The organism is Natrinema sp. LN54, from assembly GCF_052439245.1.
GTDB classification, from domain to species: Archaea; Halobacteriota; Halobacteria; order Halobacteriales; family Natrialbaceae; genus Natrinema; species Natrinema versiforme_A.
The window spans coordinates 309,635-331,109 of sequence record NZ_JBQVRP010000001.1; the positions used below are offsets into that span (position 1 = coordinate 309,635).

Annotated in this window: 20 protein-coding genes; 10 read left to right on the forward strand and 10 right to left on the reverse strand. The window is 65.0% G+C overall.

Annotation, left to right across the window (positions count from 1 at the left end):
* The first annotated feature begins 6 nt into the window (after positions 1-6).
* Complete coding sequence (locus ACT4ML_RS01535) at positions 7-1,176, forward strand: zinc-dependent alcohol dehydrogenase (RefSeq protein ID WP_444719281.1); 1,170 nt, start codon at positions 7-9, stop codon at positions 1,174-1,176.
* 79 nt (positions 1,177-1,255) lie between these two features.
* On the opposite strand, the gene ACT4ML_RS01540 is transcribed toward ACT4ML_RS01535, so the two are convergent.
* Positions 1,256-1,453 carry a hypothetical protein gene (locus ACT4ML_RS01540; protein WP_444719282.1) on the reverse strand — a complete coding sequence of 66 codons (198 nt, stop codon included), beginning with the start codon at positions 1,451-1,453 and terminating at the stop codon, positions 1,256-1,258.
* A gap of 57 nt (positions 1,454-1,510) precedes the next feature.
* Here ACT4ML_RS01540 and ACT4ML_RS01545 point away from each other — a divergent pair, with 57 nt between their 5' ends.
* Positions 1,511-1,648: a hypothetical protein gene (locus ACT4ML_RS01545; protein WP_444719283.1), complete on the forward strand. Its 138-nt coding sequence runs from the start codon at positions 1,511-1,513 to the stop codon at positions 1,646-1,648.
* Here ACT4ML_RS01545 and ACT4ML_RS01550 read toward each other — a convergent pair.
* On the reverse strand, positions 1,612-2,628 hold the full coding sequence (locus tag ACT4ML_RS01550) for an AIR synthase family protein (protein WP_444719284.1): 1,017 nt from the start codon (positions 2,626-2,628) through the stop codon (positions 1,612-1,614). The genes ACT4ML_RS01545 and ACT4ML_RS01550 overlap by 37 nt on opposite strands.
* A gap of 196 nt (positions 2,629-2,824) precedes the next feature.
* Between ACT4ML_RS01550 and ACT4ML_RS01555 the strand changes: the two genes are divergently transcribed.
* Complete coding sequence (locus ACT4ML_RS01555) at positions 2,825-3,619, forward strand: alpha/beta fold hydrolase (protein WP_444719285.1); 795 nt, start codon at positions 2,825-2,827, stop codon at positions 3,617-3,619.
* A gap of 77 nt (positions 3,620-3,696) precedes the next feature.
* On the opposite strand, the gene ACT4ML_RS01560 is transcribed toward ACT4ML_RS01555, so the two are convergent.
* The 4 genes from ACT4ML_RS01560 to ACT4ML_RS01575 form a co-directional block, all read right to left on the reverse strand.
* A complete protein-coding gene (locus ACT4ML_RS01560) occupies positions 3,697-4,698 on the reverse strand; it encodes a TIGR04024 family LLM class F420-dependent oxidoreductase (RefSeq protein ID WP_444719286.1) in 1,002 nt (333 codons plus the stop codon).
* A gap of 97 nt (positions 4,699-4,795) precedes the next feature.
* Entirely contained in the window at positions 4,796-5,911 is a 1,116-nt protein-coding gene (locus ACT4ML_RS01565; protein ID WP_444719287.1) for an acyltransferase, read from the reverse strand.
* Positions 5,911-6,123 carry a hypothetical protein gene (locus ACT4ML_RS01570; RefSeq protein ID WP_444719288.1) on the reverse strand — a complete coding sequence of 71 codons (213 nt, stop codon included), beginning with the start codon at positions 6,121-6,123 and terminating at the stop codon, positions 5,911-5,913. Before ACT4ML_RS01570 ends, ACT4ML_RS01565 begins: the two co-directional genes overlap by 1 nt.
* Before the next feature lie 279 nt (positions 6,124-6,402).
* Positions 6,403-7,179 carry an SDR family NAD(P)-dependent oxidoreductase gene (locus ACT4ML_RS01575; RefSeq protein ID WP_444719289.1) on the reverse strand — a complete coding sequence of 259 codons (777 nt, stop codon included), beginning with the start codon at positions 7,177-7,179 and terminating at the stop codon, positions 6,403-6,405.
* Positions 7,180-7,465: 286 nt separating this feature from the next.
* On the opposite strand from ACT4ML_RS01575, the gene ACT4ML_RS01580 reads away from it, so the two are divergent.
* From ACT4ML_RS01580 to ACT4ML_RS01595, 4 genes are all read left to right on the forward strand, one after another.
* Positions 7,466-8,215 (forward strand): HAD family hydrolase, encoded by a 750-nt coding sequence (locus tag ACT4ML_RS01580; RefSeq protein ID WP_444719290.1) that lies wholly within the window; start codon positions 7,466-7,468, stop codon positions 8,213-8,215.
* Positions 8,216-8,425: 210 nt separating this feature from the next.
* On the forward strand, positions 8,426-9,487 hold the full coding sequence (locus ACT4ML_RS01585; RefSeq protein WP_444719291.1) for a phosphotransferase family protein: 1,062 nt from the start codon (positions 8,426-8,428) through the stop codon (positions 9,485-9,487).
* A gap of 244 nt (positions 9,488-9,731) precedes the next feature.
* The gene (locus tag ACT4ML_RS01590) at positions 9,732-11,684 is read left to right on the forward strand and encodes a 3-hydroxyacyl-CoA dehydrogenase/enoyl-CoA hydratase family protein (protein WP_444719292.1); all 1,953 of its coding nucleotides are present in this window, start codon (positions 9,732-9,734) and stop codon (positions 11,682-11,684) included.
* Between the two features lies 1 nt (position 11,685).
* The gene (locus ACT4ML_RS01595) at positions 11,686-12,141 is read left to right on the forward strand and encodes a PaaI family thioesterase (RefSeq protein ID WP_444719293.1); all 456 of its coding nucleotides are present in this window, start codon (positions 11,686-11,688) and stop codon (positions 12,139-12,141) included.
* A gap of 116 nt (positions 12,142-12,257) precedes the next feature.
* On the opposite strand, the gene ACT4ML_RS01600 is transcribed toward ACT4ML_RS01595, so the two are convergent.
* From ACT4ML_RS01600 to ACT4ML_RS01610, 3 genes are all read right to left on the reverse strand, one after another.
* Positions 12,258-12,785: an Lrp/AsnC family transcriptional regulator gene (locus ACT4ML_RS01600; RefSeq protein ID WP_444719294.1), complete on the reverse strand. Its 528-nt coding sequence runs from the start codon at positions 12,783-12,785 to the stop codon at positions 12,258-12,260.
* Between the two features lie 30 nt (positions 12,786-12,815).
* A complete protein-coding gene (locus ACT4ML_RS01605; RefSeq protein WP_444719295.1) occupies positions 12,816-13,670 on the reverse strand; it encodes an alpha/beta fold hydrolase in 855 nt (284 codons plus the stop codon).
* 183 nt (positions 13,671-13,853) lie between these two features.
* Positions 13,854-16,631 carry an ATP-dependent helicase gene (locus tag ACT4ML_RS01610; protein ID WP_444719296.1) on the reverse strand — a complete coding sequence of 926 codons (2,778 nt, stop codon included), beginning with the start codon at positions 16,629-16,631 and terminating at the stop codon, positions 13,854-13,856.
* Positions 16,632-16,796: 165 nt separating this feature from the next.
* Between ACT4ML_RS01610 and ACT4ML_RS01615 the strand changes: the two genes are divergently transcribed.
* The gene (locus ACT4ML_RS01615) at positions 16,797-18,092 is read left to right on the forward strand and encodes a hypothetical protein (protein ID WP_444719297.1); all 1,296 of its coding nucleotides are present in this window, start codon (positions 16,797-16,799) and stop codon (positions 18,090-18,092) included.
* A gap of 179 nt (positions 18,093-18,271) precedes the next feature.
* Here ACT4ML_RS01615 and ACT4ML_RS01620 read toward each other — a convergent pair whose 3' ends face one another.
* A complete protein-coding gene (locus ACT4ML_RS01620) occupies positions 18,272-18,532 on the reverse strand; it encodes a HalOD1 output domain-containing protein (RefSeq protein WP_444719298.1) in 261 nt (86 codons plus the stop codon).
* A 398-nt stretch (positions 18,533-18,930) separates the two neighbouring features.
* Here ACT4ML_RS01620 and ACT4ML_RS01625 point away from each other — a divergent pair, with 398 nt between their 5' ends.
* The gene (locus ACT4ML_RS01625) at positions 18,931-19,440 is read left to right on the forward strand and encodes a hypothetical protein (RefSeq protein ID WP_444719299.1); all 510 of its coding nucleotides are present in this window, start codon (positions 18,931-18,933) and stop codon (positions 19,438-19,440) included.
* Positions 19,441-19,520: 80 nt separating this feature from the next.
* The gene (locus tag ACT4ML_RS01630) at positions 19,521-21,452 is read left to right on the forward strand and encodes a hypothetical protein (protein ID WP_444719300.1); all 1,932 of its coding nucleotides are present in this window, start codon (positions 19,521-19,523) and stop codon (positions 21,450-21,452) included.
* Positions 21,453-21,475 lie beyond the last annotated feature (23 nt).

Below are 21,475 nucleotides of genomic sequence, written 5' to 3' on the forward strand. Positions count from 1 at the left end.
GAACCGATGAGAGCACTCACGTGGCACGGCGAACAGGACGTCCGCATCGACGACGTACCCGAGCCCGAGATCGTCAACCCGACCGACGCGATCATCGAGGTCACGGCCACCGCAATCTGCGGCTCCGATCTCCACCTCTACAACGGCTACATGCCCGGCATGCGGGAGGGCGACGTACTCGGCCACGAGCCGATGGGCGAGGTGATCGAGGTCGGCAGCGAGGTCGAGACCCTCGAGGTCGGCGATCGGGTCGTCGTCCCCTTCACGATCAGCTGTGGCTCGTGTTGGTTCTGCGAGAACGAACTGTACTCGCTCTGTGACAACTCGAATCCGAACGCCGAGGTCGCGAGCGAGGTGATGGGCCACTCGCCGGCCGGCCTGCTCGGATTCTCCCACATGCTGGGCGGCTACGCCGGCGGGCAGGCGGAGTACCTGCGGGTGCCCTACGCCGACGTCGGGCCGATCAAGATCGAGTCCGACCTGCCGGACGAGCAAGTGCTCTTCCTCTCCGATATCTTCCCGACGGGATACATGGCCGCCGAGAACGCGGACATCGAGGAGAACGACACGGTCGCGGTCTGGGGCTGCGGCCCGGTCGGGCAGTTCGCCATCCAGAGCGCGTGGATGCTCGGCGCGGATCGGGTGATCGCCATCGACCGCGTCCCGGAGCGACTCGAGATGGCGATGGACCACGGGAACGCGGAGATCATCGACTTCGAGAACGACGATGTCTACGACCGACTGATGGACATGACCGGCGGCCGCGGGCCGGACCGCTGTATCGACGCGGTCGGAACGGAGGCCCACGGCACGGGTGCCATGGGCGTCGCCGATCAGGTCAAACAGGAGGCGCGACTCGAGGACGACCGGCCCCACGTGCTCCGGCAGGCGATCAAGTGCTGCCGGAAGGGCGGCACGCTCTCGGTCCCCGGCGTCTACATCGGGCGGTCGGACAACCTCCCGTTCGGGTCGGTGATGAACAAGGCCCTGACGATCAAGACGGGCCAGACCCACGTCCAGCGCTATCTGAACCCGCTGCTCGAGCGGATCGAGGACGGCGAGATCGATCCCTCCTTCGTCATCACCCATCAGGTGGGACTCGAGGACGGCCCGGCGATGTACGAGACGTTCAACAACAAGGACGACGACTGCATCAAAGTCGTGATGACGCCCTGAACTCGAGCGGGTAAGCGGCGGCCGTCGCGCAGCGAGTCGTCGCCGACCGATCGACCGGCAGCGAGAGCGAGAAGACCGGCTACGCCGACGAGTAGTCCACCCTCCCCTCCTCCTCGCTCATCCGAATCCAGTACAGGCGGGTGTACGGCAGGTGGATGAAGCTCTCGTCCTCGAGTCTGATGCGGACGCCCTGTACCTTCCCCGAGTCGGTGATGTTCTCGGCTGCCACCTCCTCGGACGCCGTTCCGTCGGGCCCTTCGTACGCGATCTTCGCCATGGGCCTCGGTGAACTCCCCTGTCAATAAGTTCCAAGCGCGCGAATTCGTGCACTCCGATGAGCGGGTTTCGTCCGGGAGAAGGGGTTGCCGTCGTCGCGCTGGCCTCGATCGCAACCGGGATCGGCGCGATCCTCACCCGACCGGACGAAGCCGCGGCTCACTCCGCCGCGTCGGCCGCCTCCCAGAGCGGGTAGAGGTCGTCTTCGATGGGGTCGGTAATCGACTCGCCGTCGAGGACGAGCTCGGACTCGCCGCCCTCGCGGTCGCTCACGGTGCCGATCGCCGCGGCCTCGAGCTCGGCGTCCTCGAGCGCCGCGAGACAGTCGTCGACCGCGTCGGCGGGGACGGTCGCGAGCAGCGCGCCGGAGCCGAAGATCCGCAGCGGGTCGACGCCCGCGGCGTCGCACAGCGCCGCAGTCTCCTCGCGGATCGGGACCGCGTCGCGGTCCACCTCGAGTCGGACGTTCGACGCGCGGGCGACCTCGAGCAGGCCGGCCGCGACGCCGCCCTCGGTGGGGTCGTGCATCGCCGTTGCGTACTCCCGGACGATCCGCGCCTCCGGGACGACGCTGATCTCCTCGAGGAACCCTTCGGCGCGCTCGCGGGTTTCGGGATCGACCGCGAGGTCGTCGCCGAAGTCGGCCGCGAGGATGGCCGAGCCCTCGATTCCGGCGGCCTTAGTGAGAAGAACGGCATCGCCGGGTTTCGCGCCACCGGTCGGGACGAAGCGCTCGGTCATCCCCATCGCCGTCAGCGAGAGGATCGGCCGCTCGAGTTGGTCGACGTACTCCGAGTGGCCGCCGACGATGGACGCGCCGACCTCGCGAGCAGCCGCGTCGAGGTCGCTAGATATTTGCTCGAGCAGGGAACCACCAGTATCGGTCGCGTCGGCGTCGCTCGGGAGCAAGACGACGGCCGTCAGCCAGCGCGGGTCGGCCCCCGAGACGGCCACGTCGTTCGACGCGACGGCGACGCCGAGCGTGCCGACCCCCTCTGCGGCGAGCGAGATCGGATCAGAACTGACCACGAGCGTGCCGTCGCCGTCGGGCCAGTCGATCGCGGCGGCGTCCTCGCCGTCCGCGGGGCCCTGTACTACCGTCTCGTCCGTTTCGGCCGCACCCGTCCGCTCGAAGACGTGTGCGAGCAAATCGTCCGGACTCACCTTGCCGGGCATACCACGAACTGGGTGGATGCACGGTTTGTAGCTGTCGGAGAACCGTCGCTCGAGGAGAGTTCACAGTAGCCCGTTAGTCGGGAAGGAGCGGCGCAAATTGACATATCGAAACGACACTCGTCGTTCCCTCGCTCATATAAAAGCCCCCAGCACTGAGAGAACGGCTTAGCCCAGTCTGTCCCGAATGCAGTGACGCATGCAGACGACACACTCCGATGCCGGAATCGAGGTAACGTACGAGCGCCACGGTGACGGCCCACCGCTGATTCTCCTCCACGGAGGCATGGCTCCCAAAGAATACTGGCAGCCCGTTATTCCACACCTGGACGGATACACCGCGATCGTCCCGCAACGCCCGGGATTCGGAACGTGTCTCGATGATCGAGCCGAGACCAGCGCCGACGAGGTGCTGGATCGGGAAGTCGAATACGTGCGAACACTCGTCGACGCGTTCGACGAGGAGCCCATCCTCTTCGGTCACTCCTACGGCGCACTCACCGCGATCGAAACGGCGACGAACACACCAGTGGCGGCAGTCGTCGCGTACGAACCGGCGATCCTCCCCGACGACTACCGCGCGGACGCCGACCTCGCGGACCGGATGCAGACGCTCATCGACGCGGGGAAACGACGTGAGGCAGTAAAGCGGTACATCGAGCAGGTTCTCCACCCCGACGGGATCGACGATCTCGACGCGTGGCTCGCGGAGTGGCCGGTCTGGCCGGCGTGTACGGACCTCGCCGAAGAGGTCGTCCGGATGAACCGCGCCGTCGAGCGATACCGCCTCCCGAGCAGTCTGGACGTTGCCGCCCCCGTACTCGTCTTGACCGGCACCGACGGCCCCGGGTTTCTCCGGGAGAGCGCCCGCGCAACCCACGACGTGCTCCCGCACAGCCGCCTCGTCGAATTCGACGGTGTGAGTCACAGCGGTCCCGCCGAAGCACCGGCGGTGATCTCGGCAGAAATCGACTCGTTCGTGCGAACACGATAGCGATCCGTAGCCAACGCAACTCAGCGGACACGCCGAACACCGGTTCGGAAGCCGTTCAGGCGTCGGTTCGGAACGCGTCAGGCGTCGGGTGCGACCGCGTCCATCGTCTGGCGGACCTGTTCCTCGCTCGCGCCCCGCGGGAAACTGACCGCGATGGCGTCGAGGCCGTCGACCGCCTCGTAGGCCTCGAGTTGCTCGCGGGCGGTCTCGGGATCGCCGACCGCACAGAGGTCGTCGAGGATGGCCTCGTCGACCAACTCGAGTGCGCGCTCGCGGTCGCCGGCCTGCCACGCGTCGTGGATCTCCGTGGCCTCGTCGTAGCCCTGCCGCTCGAGGGCGTCGCGGTAGAACGTGCCCATGCCGCCGATGTAGAACCCGATGTGCTGGCGGGTGAGCGCGCGGGCCTCCGCCGGATCGTCCAGCACGCAGCAGGTGACGCCGGCGGTGACCTGTACGTCGTCGGGGTCGCGGTCGCCGAGGTCGGCACCGCGCTCGATGTCTTCGATGCGCTCTGCCATCCCCTCGGGGGTGAGCATGATGCCGTGCCAGCCGTCGGCGAAGCGGCCCGCGAGTTCGACCGCCTTGGGCCCCATGCCGGTGACCTCGATCGGCGGCGGGGTCTCCGGCGGGTCACAGCGCAGGCGGAATCCGGACAGATCGAACGCCTCGCCGTCGTAGTCGACGGTCTCGCCCGACAGCACCTGCCGGACGATGTCGACCGTTTCGCGGGTGCGCCGAAGCGGGTTGCCGTACTCGACGCCGTGCCAGTTCTCGATCACGACGGGCCCGCTCGGACCGAGTCCCAGCCGGAACCGGCCCTCCGACAGCTCCTGTAGCGTCGCCGCCGTCTGGCCCAGCACGGCCGGCGTCCGCGAGTAGGTGTTCAGGATGCTCGAGCCGATATCGATTGACTCGGTGCGTTCGGCCATCGCGGAGAGCACCGTGACGCCGTCCCGTCCCCACGTCTCGGGGAGCCACGCGCAGTCGTAGCCGCCGTCCTCGGCCGTCTGAGCGTAGTCGACGATCGAGTCGATCGTCGGCTGTGCGGCCACCGGCAGGTGGACATCTCTATCAGTCATCGTCAGACACAGACGGAGTCCGGCCTTTTGTCTGTATGGGAACTGGTGGCGTGAGGGCGAGCGTTTCTATCGGGCTCGAGTGACGAGCCGATTCGGTCTATTTCGACCCGAGGTTTCGGAGCCGCTCCGATCGCGGCAGGTCGTTTCCGTCGCCCGCGATAGCTCTCAGTTTGCGACTGGCGAGATAGACGATCAGGGCCCCGAGGACGGTTGCGGGCGTCGAACCGAGATGCCAGAGGATCGTATTCGAGATCTCGTATCCGAACGGACTGACCGTCTCGCTCGCCGTCTCCAGAACGAACAACACTGGCGGGTGTGCGACGTAGATACCGACGGCGTACCGCCGTCCCCACGAGGGTAACGCGGTGGACCGCCCGAGCCCCGGTCGCGAGAGGAGAAAACAGAACAGCGAGACGGTACCCAGTGCGGTCGCGATCGTATAACTGGGAGCGTAGACGCCCTGACCGATCGTCTCCCCCGTGAGGACGTACCCCAGTACGTACCGTTCCCCGAGATGGAGCGCGCCGAAGAGGACGGTCGCTCCCAGATAGAGCGTACTTCGCTCGGGACTCGGTTGCCAGTCGCGCGAGTAGATGGTGTAGCCAAGACTCACGTAAAAGAACCCGAAGAACAGCGCGTCTCTGATCTCGAACGGAATATCCACGAACATCGTATAACCGGACCCCAAGAGTCCGACGAGGTGGAAGCCGAGGGAAATCGGCAGGACGTAACCCCCGAGACCGCTCTCGAGACAGAGAGCGATCAGCAGATACGAGAAGACGAGCGCCGGGAGAAACCACAGGATCTCGGAGACGGACGTCCCGTAGTAAAGCAACTCGAGCGGCGAACCGAATTCGACCAGTTTGGGAATCGCGCTGCGCACGATATCACGCCCGCCGGAATCCGCCGGCAAAACAGTTGCCGTGAGGAAAACCGGGGCCGCGAGGACGATCCCGTAGACGTAAAGCGAGACGAGACCGGTGACTCGATCGACGATCGCGGCCGTCAGGTCGCGGCGGGCAGCTCCGAGCGCGAAGAAGTACCCCGCTGCCACGAAGAAGAACGGGACCGCGAATCGCGCCGTCGTTTCCAGCGCGAAATTGAACGCATTGCCGTCGGTTCCGACGCCCTCGAACGGGTTCGTGTGGATGACGACGACGAAGCCGATCGCGACGATTCGCATCGCATCGACGCTGTGGATTCGGTCGCTCATCACTCGAGTCGGGACCGATCCGCGTGCTGTTTTTCGGCGCACTCGAGTCGTTCGCTGGCCCGCGGAACCGGCCGGCGAGAACGCCGCCACTGATTCTCGCGCGCGTCGAACCGGAGGACAACCGCCTCGAGGTGTGTAGCGAACTGCCGGAGCAGTCGGGTCCCCGCCGAGGCAGGGAGTCCGATATCGGCATCGGCACGTCGTTCGAGCATACGTCTTGCCGACCCGCGGACTGCCCGAATATGGTAGACACCGTTCGTACCGTACTGAGTGATTTGACCGAATTAAATCCGATTAGAGGGCTCTTATACACTGACTATCGCGGGGTCCGATCGAAACGAGCGCCGACGAACGCCACCACCGCTCCGAGTGGTGTCCGATGAGGCCGGGAACGAGGACCGAAACGGACCCCGTCGGCGACTGATCGATCGTTGCCGGGTGTCAGTTCGAGGACGACTCGCGTCTCGAGTCGCTCGAGCGGAGACGCGAGTCTACACGTCGTGCTCTTCGTCGATCTGCGGGACGCCCTGTGCGGTAATGGTCTCGCCGACGATATACGACGAGGCGGGACTCGCGAGGAACTGCGTGAGGTCGGCGATCTCCTCGACGGTACCGATGCGGCGCGCGACCGCCTCGCGGTCGATGTTGTCGGCGGAGACGCCCATCTGGCTCTCGACGCCCGGCGTCGCGACGAAGCCCGGCGCGATACAGTTGACGCGGACGTCGTCGTCGGCCCACTCGTAGGAGAGCGTCGTCGTCAGGTTGATCACCGCCGCCTTGGCCGCGCCGTAGGGGCTCATCAGCGGCGAGCCCCGTTGGCCGGCCACGCTGGCGAGGTTGATCACCGCACCGCCGCCGTCCTTGAGGTGCTCCGCGGCGGCGTGGGTGCAGTGGTAGGTGCCGTTGACGTTGATGTCCATGATCGTCTCCCAGCCGTTCGGCGAGATGTCGTCGAAGTCGGCCATGAAGGAGGCCCCGGCGTTGTTGACCAGCACGTCCAGCCCGCCGAACTCCTCGACGGTGGCCTCGACGAGCGCCTCGACGGCCTCGCGGTCGGTCACGTCGCACTCGACCGCCAGCGCTCGGCCCGGTTTGTCGCTCTCGTTGATTCCCTCGGCGACCGGATCGACGTTGTCCTGCTCGCGCGAGCAGACGACCACGTCGACGCCGTCCGCGGCGAACCGCTCCGCGATCGACTTCCCGATCCCGCTCGAGGAGCCGGTAATGATGGCGACGTCGCCGTCGACGCTGAACTGGGCGGTACTCATGGGCGCTCACCTGCGACTGCGATCGGCGTTCGATTTCTTACCATTGTTAGTTCCACTCGCCCATTCGTAGCAACTGTTAATAAAGATGGGTATGGATACCGTACCGTTAAGTGAGTGGCAATCGCTGACACAGATAGTTACGCGACGGCGGCGGAACGGCCGTCGCCGTGAGGAATCCGAGACCCATGATTGGACACACGCTCGAATACGGCTCGACGCGGCGACTCGAGAGCAACGGTGGCGCGATAGACGCGGCCGACCAAGCGGCGACCGCGAGGCCCGACCGATGAGCGGCGACGCGGGCGAGGGCACGACCGACTCGACTGACCCCGAGTGGGAGGCGGTCTTCTGGGACATCGGCGGCGTCATCCTCGCGCTCGACTCGGTACAGGGCGCACACGCCGAGTTCGTCGCGGAGCTGTGCGAGCGCCACGGCGTCGACGCGACGGTCGAGGAGGCCGTCGACACGTGGGGGACGGCGGTCGGGGAGTACTTCCGCGAGCGCGACGGGACCGAGTTCCGCTCCGCGCGGGACGGCTACCACCGCGGCGTCGAAGCGGTCGTCGGCGAGGAGATCCCGCGGGAGGAGTGGCAACCCCGATTCGACGAGATCGTTCGCTCGTCGATCGAGCCGGTGCCGGGTGCCGTCGAGACGATCGAACGCCTCGCCGACCGGGACCTCCACGTCGGCGTCATCAGCGACGTCGACGACGCGGAGGGCCGGGAGATGCTCGAGCGGTTCGGCGTCCGCGAGTGTTTCGATTCGATCACCACCTCGGAGGCGGTCGGACGGACCAAGCCCGATCCCGCGATGTTCGAGGCGGCGCTCGAGACGGCCGGCGTCGATCCCGAGCGGTCGCTGATGATCGGGGATCGATACGAGCACGACGTGAAGGGAGCCGCCGAGGCGGGACTGCACGGCGTCGCGTTCGGAGCCGACGACGGCCCGGCGGTCTCCTACCGGATCGACTCGCCGGAAGAGGTTCTCGAGATCGTCGACGGCGATGTGCCGCGCTCGCCGGACAGCGGGACGTAGCCCGACGACGGAGGAGACGGTCGCGACGAGAGCGACATGAGCGGCTCGTTCGATCAGGGCCGGGCGGGGACCTGTGCTAACCACATGAACATTGTAAAATAAGGGAGACAGCGTAACTATTTTCGTTAGGCAGACAGTTATGCTACCGTATACCATGTCGATCGAGATCCGTGATCTAACGGCAGCCACCACACCGGTACGGAGAGCCCCATGAGCGAGAACTACTACGAACGCCTCGTCGACGAGGACGCGCTGGTCGCGTATCTCGAGGCGAATCTCGGCGAGGTCGACGACTACGATATCGCCCGCCATCAGGAGGGCCACTCGAACGAGACCCTGTTCGTGACGTGGGGCGACCGCGAACTCGTCATCCGGCGGCCGCCGCCGGGCGAAACCGCCGACACGGCCCACGACGTGCTCCGCGAGTATCGCGTGACCGATGCCGTGGCCGACACGGACGTGCCGGTTCCGGAACCGCTGCTCGCCTGCGAGGACCACGACGTCATCGGGAGCGACTTCTACGTGATGGAGCAACTCGAGGGCGACGTGCTCCGGGAGGGCGAACCCGAGCGGTTCGCCGCGCCCGAGCACCGCCGTCGGATCGGCGAGGAACTGGTCGACACGCTGGCGACGATCCACGACCTCGAGTACGAGGCAATCGGTCTCGGCGAGTTCGGCCGCCCCGAGGGGTACACCCAACGGCAGGTCGACCGCTGGGGGAAACAGCTCTCGTGGGCGTTCGAGGTCACCGAGGACGAACGCGAGGTTCCGGACCTCCACGAGGTCGGCGACTGGCTTCGGGACAACGTCCCCGAAGAGCACCCCCACACGCTCGTCCACGGGGACTACAAGCTCGACAACGTCATGTTCGCCCCCGGGACGCCGCCGGAACTCGTCGGCGTCTTCGACTGGGAGATGGCCACGCTCGGCGACCCGCGGGCGGACCTGGGCTGGATGCTCTCCTACTGGCGCGACGCGAAAGACCCCGAGCCGTCGATCCCCGAACTGACAACCCGCTTCATGGAACGGGACGGCTACTCGAGCCGGGCCGAACTGGTCGAACGCTGGGAGGACCGAACCGGCTACGAGTTCGAACACGAGCGGTTCTACCGAACGCTGGCCGTCTACAAGCTGGCCGCCCTCGGCGAGATGTTCTTCCGGCGCTATCTCGAGGGCAACAGCGACGATCCGATGTACCCGAAGATGGAAGACCGCGTGCCGGCGCTTGCCGCGCGGGCCAAACGGATCATCGAGGGCGACGAGCCGCTCTAAACGTTCCACCCCGATCGTTTGCGAACTGAGACCCGCGATCAAATCCGAATCGCCGCAGTGTCGCTGCCGACGGTTCGGCAATCGAACGCGAGTACCGTCTCACTTCCGAGTAAACGGCTGGAAACATTACAACAGTTCCAGCAGCCGGATGTCAGTATACGGATTGTGAGCGGTTCGAAGCAACTCTTAACAATGGTAAAGCGGTGTCGGTGGAATTAAGACATTTCCGGCCGATGGCACGACCATGTCACTGGACAGCATCGACCGCGTTGCGGTTCTGGGCGCGGGGAACATGGGACACGGGATCACCGAAGTAACCGCCATGGGCGGCTACGATGTCACGATGCGGGACATCAAATCGGAGTTCGTCGAAGACGGCTACGAGTCCATCGAGTGGAGTCTACAGAAGCTCGAGGAAAAGGAGCTGATCGACGAGTCCGCCGACGAGATCCTCTCGCGGATCGACACGACGACGGATCTCGAGGAGGCCGTCGCCGACGCCGACCTCGTGATCGAGGCCGCACCCGAGGACCTCGACCTGAAACACGACATCTTCACCGACCTCGAGGAGTACACGAGCGAGGACACGCTGCTCGCGACGAACACCTCGAGCCTGCCGATCTCGGACATCGCGGAAGCCGTCGACACGCCCGAGCGCGTGCTTGGCCTACACTTCTTCAACCCGCCGGTGAAGATGGACCTCGTCGAGGTCATCTACGGCGAAGACACGAGCGACGAGGCCGCCGAGGCCGGCTACGAGTGGGTCGAATCGGTCGGCAAGACGCCGATCTACGTCCGCAAGGACGTCCGCGGCTTCGTCGTCAACACCATCGTCGGTCCCTTCGGCGGCGAGCCCGCGTTCATGGTCTCGAACGGCGAGGCGACGATCGAGCAGGCCGACGCGACGATGGCCCACGAGCGGGGCTATCCGATGGGACCGTTCGAACTCGCCGACCTGACCGGAATCGACGTCGGCTACCACGTCCGCAAGGAGGGCGACAGCCCGATCCCCCCGATCACGGAGGAGAAGGTCGAAGCCGAGGAACTCGGCCAGAAGACCGGCAAGGGCTTCTACGACTACGAGGAGGGCGACGGCGCGGACTACGAGCCCGAGGACGCGGGCGACTTCGACTGGCTTCGGGTCGAGGCCCGCATGATCAACCGCGCGGCCTTCCTCGTCGGCGAGGACGTCGCGACCCCCGAGGAGGTCGACACCGGCGTCCAACTCGGTCTCGGCTTCCCCGAGGGAATCTGCCGACGCGCCGATAAGATCGGTCTCGACACCGTCCTCGGGAAACTCGAGGAACTCTACGAGGAGACGGGCGAGGACCGCTTCGAGCCCCATCCGTACCTCGAGGAACTCGTCGCGGAGGGCGAGACTGGCGAGGACGCCGGCGCGGGCTTCTACGACTACGGCGACGCCGAACTCGGCCCCTACCACGACCTGAACTACGAGCTCGAGGACGGCCTCCTCGAGATCGAACTCGACCGGCCGTCCCGGATGAACGCGCTCTCGGACGACCTGCTCGCCGAGATCGACGACCTGCTCACGTCGGTCGACACCGACGAGGTCCGGTGTGTCACCCTCCAGGGCGCGGGCGACCGCGCGTTCAGCGCCGGCGCGGACATCTCCGGCTTCGGCGACGCGGACCCGGCGGACCTCATGGACGTCACGCCCGCCTTCGAGACGGTCAACGACTTCCCGCGGCCCGTCCTCGCGAAGATCGACGGCTTCTGTCTCGGCGGCGGCCTCGAGCTCGCGCTGGCCTGTGACCTGCGGATCGCGACCGAGCGCTCCTCCTTCGGCGCGCCCGAGATCGGCCTCGGCCTGATCCCCGGCGGCGGCGGGACCCAGCGGCTCACCCGCATCCTCGGGGAGACCCGCGCGAAGGAACTGGTCTTCCGGGGCAATCACATCGACGCCGACCGCGCCGAGGACTGGGGCCTGATCAACCGCTCCGTCGAGCGGGATGACTTCGACGACACCGTCGAGGAGTTCGTCGACGACCTGCACAGTGGCCCGCCGATCGGCCTGAAAGTCGCCAAGAAGGTCATGAACGAGGGCCAAGACGCCAGCCTCGACGCCGCACTCGCCATGGAGAGTCAGGGCTTCGGCCTCCTGATCAGCACCGACGACGTGCTGGAAGGCACCGCGGCGTTCGCCGAGGACCGCGAGCCCGAGTTCGAGGGCAAGTGAGATGACCGGCGGGTCGTCGGACGCGCCGGGCTGGCCGGAGTGGGCGTCGTTCGTCGAGCGCCACGGCTACCTGTCGTGGCTCGACCTCGAGGTCGAATCCCTCGAGGAGGGGCGGGCGGTCCTCGTCGTCGAACGGAACGAGGACTTCGAGAACCCGATCGGGAGCGACGGCTACGATCCGGTCCACGGCGGGATCGTGGCGACGCTGATCGACACCGCGAGCGCGTTCGCGCTGCGGAGCACGTTCGAGGACCCCAGCGAGGCCCACCTGACGACCACGGATCTCAACGTCTCGTATCTCCGGCCCGCGACCGGCGACCTGCGCGCCGAGGCCGAGGTGCTCCGGGCCGGCGGCTCGACCGGCGTCACGGACGTCACTGTCGAGGGGGCCGACGGCGAGGCCGCCGTCGGTCGCACCACCTACCGGCTGTTTCGCGACGGCATCGACGGGAACTGACTGCGCACTCGGTTCGAAGCCCCTCGAGTCGGCCGGAACGTCGTGGCCGGCGAGGACGAGATGAGATCGCTCTCGCGCGAACTGCGATTGACCGCGGGAGAATCAGGGCGGGTGGGTTATCGTTCGTTGCGTTCCTTTCGCAGGTCCTCGTAGATCCGCGGATCGGTCTGGAACTTGAGGACGTTGTGGACCGCCGAGTTCCGGATGTTCGCGATGACGTTGCCGTACTCCGTGTAGCACTCGTGGATCCACCGGGAGACCTCTTGGCGGTCGCGGAACATCATCACCGTCTTCCACTGGTACTCCCCGTCCGAGAGGAAGAAAAACAGGGTGTGTTTGTCCGCCTTGATGTACTCCATCGCCTCGCGCCAGTTGTCGGCGAAGTGCTCCGCGTTGAACTTGAACTCGAACAGCGCGAAGATGTAGTACTCCTCGTTCGGGATGATCGCCTCGCGGAAGACCCCCTCGTCGCGCATCCGCCTGATCGACTCGCTGACGGTGACGTGGGAGACGTCGATGTCGTACTCCGCCTCGAGCACCTGCGTGAGTTCCCGCGAGGAGAGTTGCGGATCGTTCGAGAGTTCACAGAGGATCGCGATATCGCGGTCCTTGAAATCCCAGTTCGGTGGTTCGTCGTCGCTCATGGTATCGTGACTGTCGTAGCTGACATATTGTTACACTTCCGCTCCTGTCAGGAATTCACGGAGCCGATCGGCGTAGGCGTCCGACCGGTCCTCGGGGACCCAGTGGTAGGCGTCCGACAGCGGGTCGAGTTCGGCGTCGGCGATGTCTTCGGCGAGTCGCTCCGCGTAGGCGTAGGGTTGCATGACGTCGTCTTCGCCCCACAGCAGCAGCGTCTCGGCGGTGATCGCGCCGTAGTCGAGTTCGGTCGTGTGGTTCGTGTTCGTCGCGACGGCGTCCCGAACCAGCGACAGGTGACCCTCGTCGGTCAGCCACGGCGCTTTCATCCCCGCGACGAACTCGGGGTCGGCCTCGCCGTAGGCCCCCTCGACGAACGCCGAGTCGAGCTGTTCCTCGAGGTCTTCACGGTCCAGGTCGGCGGTCGAGGGCAGCCCCAGATCCGAGACGAACTCGACCGGCCACGAGTCGTAACAGACGGCGTTCGAGAGGACGAGTTGCTCGACCCGCTCGGGGCTGTGTGCGGCAAAGCGCAGCGCGACACCGCCGCCGATATCGTGGGCGACCAGCGCGATCTCCTCGACCCCGAGGTCGTCGAGCAGGGCCTCGAGCATCGCCTCCTGTGCGCGAATCGAGCGGTCGAAACCGTCGCCCATCGCGGAGTTCCCGTAGCCGACCAGATCCGGGGCGATGGTCCGCCGATCCTCGGCGACCGCCGGGACGATATCGCGCCAGAGGAACGACCACGTCGGAATGCCGTGGAGGAAGACGACCGGCGGGGCCGCGCTCTCGTCGGGGCCGTCCTCGTGGTAGGCGACCTCGAGGTCGTGGCCGTCGACCGAGACCGTCGTCGACGACTGTTGGTCGCTCCACGCGTCGTGGTCGACCATTCAGGACCCTCCGTTCGCGGCGTCCCCCGATCGGCGGCGGACGGCAATGAGCCGGCGATCGCGGCGATCTCGACCGTTCCGTGTGTGTTTCACTCGCATAATCCGTGGTGACACACCGTCCGTTCACCTTCCAAGATAAAGTCAGTTTGGGAGAGGGCTACCGATGTTAACCCCATCCGGCAGCTACTCGTCTTCGGAGCCCGCCGTCAGCCCCGCCAGCGACTCCTCGCCGATCTCCTCGAGGACGTGCTCGTGGAACGACTGCAGCGCGGCGCTCTCGTCTTCGGCGAGGACGACGTCGCTCGCCGACAGCGTCGCGAGCCCGAACGCTCGCGGCGTCGGCGAATCGAGAAGTCGCCGGGAGACGGCGAGTTCGCCCGCGTCGATCGCGTCGACGATGTCCTCGATCTCGCTTACGTTCAGTTTGTCCTCGAGGATCTCGCGGTAGGTCTCCTCGATCACCGCGAACTCCTCGAGTTCCTCGGCGAAGCCGAGCAGCATCTCGCTGGAAACCTGCTGTTCGGCCGCGGACTTCTCGTAGCCCTTGTAGCGCTTGAGGATCATCAGCGCGCGGGTCGCGTTGATCCGGAAGTAGCGCTGGAGCAGGTCGGTTCCCGAGAGGGAGGCACGGAGGTCGTCGCGGACGTCCTCCGCCGCGAGGTCCGCGATGATCCCCTCGATGTCGACTTTCCGGTTCAGCGGCATCGAGAGGACGAAGCCGTTGTCCGCGACCGCCACGCGGACGTTCGCAGTGGCCTCTTGTGCACAACGGTAGGCGAACAGCCGCGAGAGCCCGTCGTTGACCTTGCGGCCGTACGTCGAGTGGACGTAGTAGTGGCGCTCGTACTCCTCGCGGTCCCGGACGACTTCGATCGAGAGGCGATCGGTCGTGCTCACGCTCTCCGCGCCCGCGTACTGACACTGGTAGTCGAACAGCCGGGCGATCGCCCGCACGCTGTCGTCGTCCAGCGGGAACTCCCGGAGCCACGCGCGGACCCGGGGCGGCCCGCCGGCCGCGTAGCGCTCGAGGAGTTCCCCCTGAAACGCGAGGATCTCACAGCCCAGATCGTAGGACAGCGGGAGGCGCTCGGAGTACCACGAGGGGACCGTCGGCCGGGCGCTCGTGCGGTCGACGTAGACCTTCGACCCGCGCCGGTAGCGGTACTCGAAGTGGTCGCCGCCGAGGACGAAGACGTCGCCCTTCTCCAAGGTGTCGAGGTAGGACTCGTCGAGTTGGCCGACCCACTCGTCGCTCGCGCGCGTCGTGACGTCGCAGGCGAACGAGTCCGGGATCGTGCCGATGTTGGTCATGTAGATGACCCGCGCGAGCCGACCGCGTTTCCCGATCAGGGGCTCGCCGACGGGGAACTCCTCGTGATGGTGTTGGCCGTCGGGCGGGTCGTTCTCGTCGCGCCAGACCTTCGCGTAGACGTTTTTCTCCTCCAAGCCGGCGTACTCGGCGGTGAGGTACCGCATGAGCGACTCGTACTCCGCTTCGCCGTAGTTCCGGTAGGGATAGGCCCGCCGGAGGATCCGCTTCAGTTCGGCTTCGGGTCGGATCTCTGCAATCGCCATCCCGTAGACGTGCTGGGCGGCCACGTCCTGTGCGTTCTCGGGGATCGACACCGAGTCGACGAACCCGTCTTCGGCCTTTTTGAGCATGACCGCACACTCGAGGAGTTCGTCCCGGTCGAGGGCGATGACCCGACCCGTCACCGTCTGGCCGACGCGGTGGCCCGCGCGGCCGATCCGCTGGAGGAGGGCGGCGACGGACTTCGGCGAGCCGACCTGTACGACGAGGTCGACGTGGGGCATGTCGATCCCCAACTCGAGGCTCGTCGAGGAGGTGACAACGTCGAGGTCACCGTCTTTCAGCCGGCCCTCGATGTCCTGTCGGACCTCCTTCGAGAGGCTGCCGTGGTGACAGCCCGAATTGTCCTCGTCGTAGGCGTCGAAGTCCTCCCGGAGGTTGTGGAGGACTCGTTCGGCCCCGGAGCGCGTGTTGGTAAAGACCAGCGTGTTCGTATGCTCCTGAATGTGTTCGTGAAGCATTCGGTAGAACCGCTCTTGGACGACCTCGCGGGGCGTGTTGATCAGGTCGTCCGCGGGGCACTCGAGTCGCATGTCGAACTCGCGGGCGAAGCGAGCGTCGACGATCTCGTAGTTGCGAGGCTCGCCGTTCGCTTCGCAGCCGACGAGGAACTCCGCGACCCGTGAGAGGGGCTCGATCGTCGCCGAGCAGCCGATCCGGGTGATCTCTCCGTTGGCCATCGCCTCGAGTCGCTCGAGGCTGACCGAGAGGTGGGTGCCCCGTTTGCCCGCCGCCAACGAGTGGATCTCGTCGACGATGACGTACTCGACGGTGCGGAGTTTCTCGCGGAACTTCGGGGAATTGAGTAAGATCGCGAGGGTCTCGGGGGTCGTGTTGAGGATGTGTGGCGTCTCCTCGAGCATCTTCTGGCGGTCGCTCGAGGACGTGTCGCCGTGGCGGATCGCGTGGCGGATCTCGCCCATCGATTCCTCGCCGTCGCGCTCGGCGACGATCTCTTCGATCCCCTCGAGGGGGACCTCGAGATTGCGGTGGATATCGTTCGCGAGGGATTTCAGCGGCGAGACGTAGAGACAGTAGACGGAGTTCACGAGGCCGTCGGGCTCCTCGCGGTCTCGCTCGTAGAGGTAATTGATGATCGAGAGGAACGACGACATCGTCTTCCCCGACCCGGTCGGGGCACAGACCAGCGTGTTCGTCCCGTCGTGGATCTTCGGGATGGCCCCCTGCTGTGGCGGCGTGAAGAAGCCCTCGTTCTCGGGAATGAACTCGCCGAACTCCTCGAGCCACCACTCCTGTACCGCGGGCTCGAGCAGCTCGAACACGTCACCGTCCTCGATCGCGGTCGTGGCCGGATCGAACGGAAGGGCGTCGTCGGCGACCGGCAACTCGAGGCGCTCGTTCCCGTCCATTACCGTCGTCTCGGGGACCGGCGTGTAAGAGGGTTTGGACAGCGAGGTGAAAGTGAAACCGGCGAGAGGCGGATCGAAATCGGTCCGGCCGGCGGGTCGCGGTATTCGCGCCGATCCGTACCGAAGCCACAATACAGATAGTCCCTCGTTCGTGACATTCAGAAAATGGTATCGTCGCGGTCCACCGCGGGGCTCGTTCTCGTCCTCCTCGTCGGACTCGGCACGGTCGGCTTCGTCGGGGGGACGACGGTCGTCGATCCCGACTCCGACGGGGTCCCGCCGGTGACCGAACTCCGCGACGGAACTGCCGTCTTCGACGCCGACACCGACGGCGACGGCCTCGCGGACGGGGCCGAACGGCGATACGGGACCGACCCCACCGCGGCCGATACCGACGGGGACGGACTCGACGACGGCGCGGAGGTGTCCGAGGTCGGGACGGACCCGCTCGAGGCCGATACGGACGGCGACGGCCTCGAAGACGGCACGGAACGACGCGAGACCGGCACCGATCCGACCAGTTCGGATACGGACGGCGACGGCCTCGCGGACGGCGACGAACTGCGCGAGTACGAGACCGATCCGCTCGCAGTGGATTCCGACGACGACGGCCTGTCCGATTTCGGCGAACTCGAGGAATACGGGACCGAGCCCGCGACCGCTGATACGGACGGGGACGGCCTCGCAGACGGCCCGGAAGTGCTCGAGCACGAGACCGATCCTACCGTTGCCGATACGGACGACGACGGACTGGCGGACGGGGAGGAAGTCCACGAGTACGGGACCGAACCGACGACTTCCGATACCGACGGGGACGGACTCTCGGACGGTGCGGAAGTCAATCGGCAAGACGTTTTCCCCGACGCCGACCCGCTCAGAACGGACATCTACGTCGAGGCCGACACCATGGAGCGGACCGACCTCGAGCGGCGCGAAGTCGAGCGGATCGTCACCGAGTTCGACGAGGCCCCGCTCGAGAATCCCGACGGGTCGACCGGCGCGGCCCTCCACGTGGACCTCGACGAGACGATTCCGTGGGACTCGGAGACCGACGTCGGCGACTTGAACGAGATTCGGGCGCGGTATTTCGATCGGCAGGGACTGGGCTATCACTATCTGGTCATCGTCGAGGACGTGGCCGGCGATACGAGCGAGGGGAACGTCATCGGCAAAGCCGGCCTCGGGACGATGATGGTCGAATCGCAGTCGGGCCGCGATCAGACCGGATCGACCGCGATGCACGAACTGGGTCACTCGCTCGGTCTCTCGAACACCGATTTCGAGGGGATCGATACCGACGAGTACCGCTTCAGCAGCTACTCGAGCGTGATGAACTACAACGCGCCGCGTGACTACTACGGGTTCTCCGCGAGCGGCGGCGTCGGCGACTTCGACGACTGGGGATACCTCGACGACCACATGTTCACACCGGCGACGTCGTTCGTCGGATCGGACGACTGACTCGAGGCTCACGAACGCCCGGCAGACGAACGCCAAGAGGTGCTTCACACCTCGTTTTCGGATTCCGCCTCCTCGAGCCCCGAGTCAAACACGAGGCAGTGGCGCTGCTACCGCTCGAGCGTTGCCGTAATCCGAGTCCACTGGCGTCGCCCTCATGTCCGATCGACCGAGCGGCCCCGTTATTCGGCGACCGTCGAGCCACCGGTATTGCTGGACGCTTCGGTCACCTGGACCTGTCCCGAATCGTCGACGCACACGCGCTTTCCGCGGTACGTGAACTCGATCGTCGCACTCGAGTCGCCCGTCGACCGAAACAGCGCATCGAGCGCGTCCGTATCGATCACCTCGTGTAACGGCGGCTCTAACTCGACCGGATCGACGCCCTCGTGTGCCGCCACCCCCTCGACGACCCTGAGACTGGTCGGAACTGAACTCGTCATATCCCTCCCGGCAATGAGGACGTAAATAACTCCCTCGATACAGTCTCGAGGCGGCGACCGGTCATCGACGAATGCGGTCGCTGTGGGGTTCGTGGGCTAGTCGAACCGTTCGAAACGGGCTCGAGAACGTTAACTCATTGATGATCTGATGATGTGCTTGCCCTCTCGCAGAGTCGATCACCGAACACACTCGTCGGTGACCCCAGTTTCTCGAGGTTCGAATCGAGCTCCGCGTCACGTAGCGCCGTGGAGAACTTCGACTTTCGACAGGCCGGAGAGACAGATGTGATAGCCCTACTGGAAATCGATCGTCTCCTGCTCGAGTTCGCGGACGACCCGACTTCTAGGAACTATCTACCGCTATACTTATTGTACATACCTCGAGATGAGGAATCAGTATGGTCGGGCCTCGAGTTGTGTCGATTATCGTCGTCAGTATCATTACTGCGACGGTACTCGCTTCAGGTCCATTCGTGCCGGTGGAATTCACGACGTATGAGAGTCCCTGTGAGGGAGGCTCACTCTCCAGCGAGGGAAACGCGGTAATCCAGCCATCGTCCATTCCCGAGTCGGCGACTCTCACACGATCCGAGTTCGGGGCGGAAGTCTGGAAACTTGACGTTCCTGACGCGACAGTGAGGGCAACCGATGTCCAAGGGTGTGTGAGAGTTACCTATGAGATCAGTATTAGCGAACTTGGTATCACCTCGCTTTCCGCGGTGACGGTAAGCGAGGAATCCCCCGAAATGCTCCACGTTTCTATGTCGGAAACTACCCTCAGCCCGGACCGCGTCAGCGAGGAGCAGTACGATGCAGAAGTGCGTCTGACCTACCACGGCGTTGAGAACCAAACCACCGTCGAACGGACGCTGATCAGGCGAAATATCACGGTAGAGGTGGCAGCGTGAGCTCTCGATCACGATATTATGCCGTTCTCGATACCCACTCGCAACGAGCGACTGCCATCGCACACCGCCTCGGACGGCTGGTGTTCGGGGACTACGGTGGCGTCTTCGTCTTTCTCCTCACGTGTAGCGCAGCGATGGTACTCTGGCGAACGACGTTTTCGATCAACGATAACCTGACCGTTGCCAACGGACTAGTCGCGCTGAGCGATGGACACCTCCACGTCACCACGCCGGCATATGGGGAGACACTCAGAAGTCCGGGAATGGCCGACTACAACGGAAAAGCGTTTCCGCGGAACTTCGCACATATCGTTTTCGCACTTCCGATCCTCTGGGTTCTGGACGGGGTCGCTGCAGTCGCCGACGTCCGCGTCGCTCTTGCAGCACTGTGGAGCCTCTCGGTGTTCGCCACCGTCAGCGTCGGCGGACGGCTAGTGAACCGTCACAGAGCAGCCCATCTCGTCGGGGGAGGGATTGCACTCAGTAGTTTCGTCATCAGCGTGGCCATTGCGACGCCGTTTCCGCTCGTTCACCTCGCGTATCCCGCGCTCCAACTCGCGACGATACTCGCTACTGCCGGATGTGCACTCGTCGTCTATCGGCTTCTCTCACGCATCCACTCGTCCGATGTCGGGTTTGCAGCTGGCATCGCTGTCGGGGTAGCATCACCGGCGCTGCTCTGGGCGACGATCCCGAAACGGCACGTTCTTACTGCCCTGTTCGCGCTGCTCACGCTGTTCTTCCTCTACCGAAGCCGAGAGACCGACCGCATCTCGACGTACCGGCGATACAGGGCCGTCGCCTACGTTCCGGTGGGCCTTACTGCGTGGTTACACGCATCCGAGGGGCTCGTTCTGCTCGGGGCTCTGGTCGTTGCCGACTTTGCTACTGCTCGAGAGAATAGCGTCCGAACGCTTGCGACGGTTGCGATGGGATTGCTCGTCTCGTTGCTCCCATTTTTCCTGACGAACTATCTGATATCCGGTGACCCGTTCACGCCGCCACGGATGCTCGATCGCTACGGTGGCGATGCGGTCGGCAACCGGGTGACTGGGGATACATCTACTTCGGGTGGGAACTCAGGGGCAGAGGACACGTCTACTGCAGGTGATAGCTCGGGGACCGGGAACACGTCTACTTCGGGTGGTGACTCGGAGTCTGGGAACACGTCTGCTACAGACCGAGGCTCAGAAACTGGAGGTGGAACTGATAGTGCCACGGATGACGGCAGTACCGTCGGCGGAATTATAGCGCCACTGCTCGGTATTCTCGACAGGGTTCTCCTCTTCACGGAGTTTCTCACCGACGGTCTTACTGCAGTCCGTCAGGAGCCGACCAGACTGTACCGTACGTTCGTTCGGAGCGGCTACTTCGGATTTTCGTCATCCGGTGCGACCGGCCGCGCTATCAACGTCGCCTTCTTAGAAGCGCTTCCGATCGCAGGCGTATTGATCGCCGCACCCGTTGTCGCCTTTCGGACGGTATTCGACAGTTTGAGTAGCCGTTCGTCTCTGCGCCTTCGGTCCCGACCGGTCTTTGCCGCGGATATTTTCGTCCTGACCTATGCGATCCTGGTCACGCTACTGTACATCTACCGGCTTCCACTCCACGCGATGCTCACCGTTCGATACGTGTTCCCCTTGTTCCCGCTCGCCGTATACGGTGTCACCCGCCTTCCATGGGTACGTGCGACCGTAACCGACCGGTCACTGTGGCTCGGGTTTACCTATGCAGGAACCATCCTCGTCGGCGGGCAACTCGTTCTCGTAACCATGGTGGTGCGGAATTACACTGCCGACGAGACGGTACAGGGAATCGCCCTCCTCGCTCTCGTCGTCGCGGCCGGGACTGGGCTATGGAGTCTTTCCGCTGCGTTCGACCGTTCCAACACGTCCGTCGGTGCTGCCCTACTGGGTATCGGAAGCGGACTCACAACTGTTCTCATGGGAGTGTTCGCGTTCTCATTTTTCGGCCCGACCGCCGAGTTCGTACTCCCACTACTCCCCCTGTAGTTCGGCAAATTAGGGGATTGAAT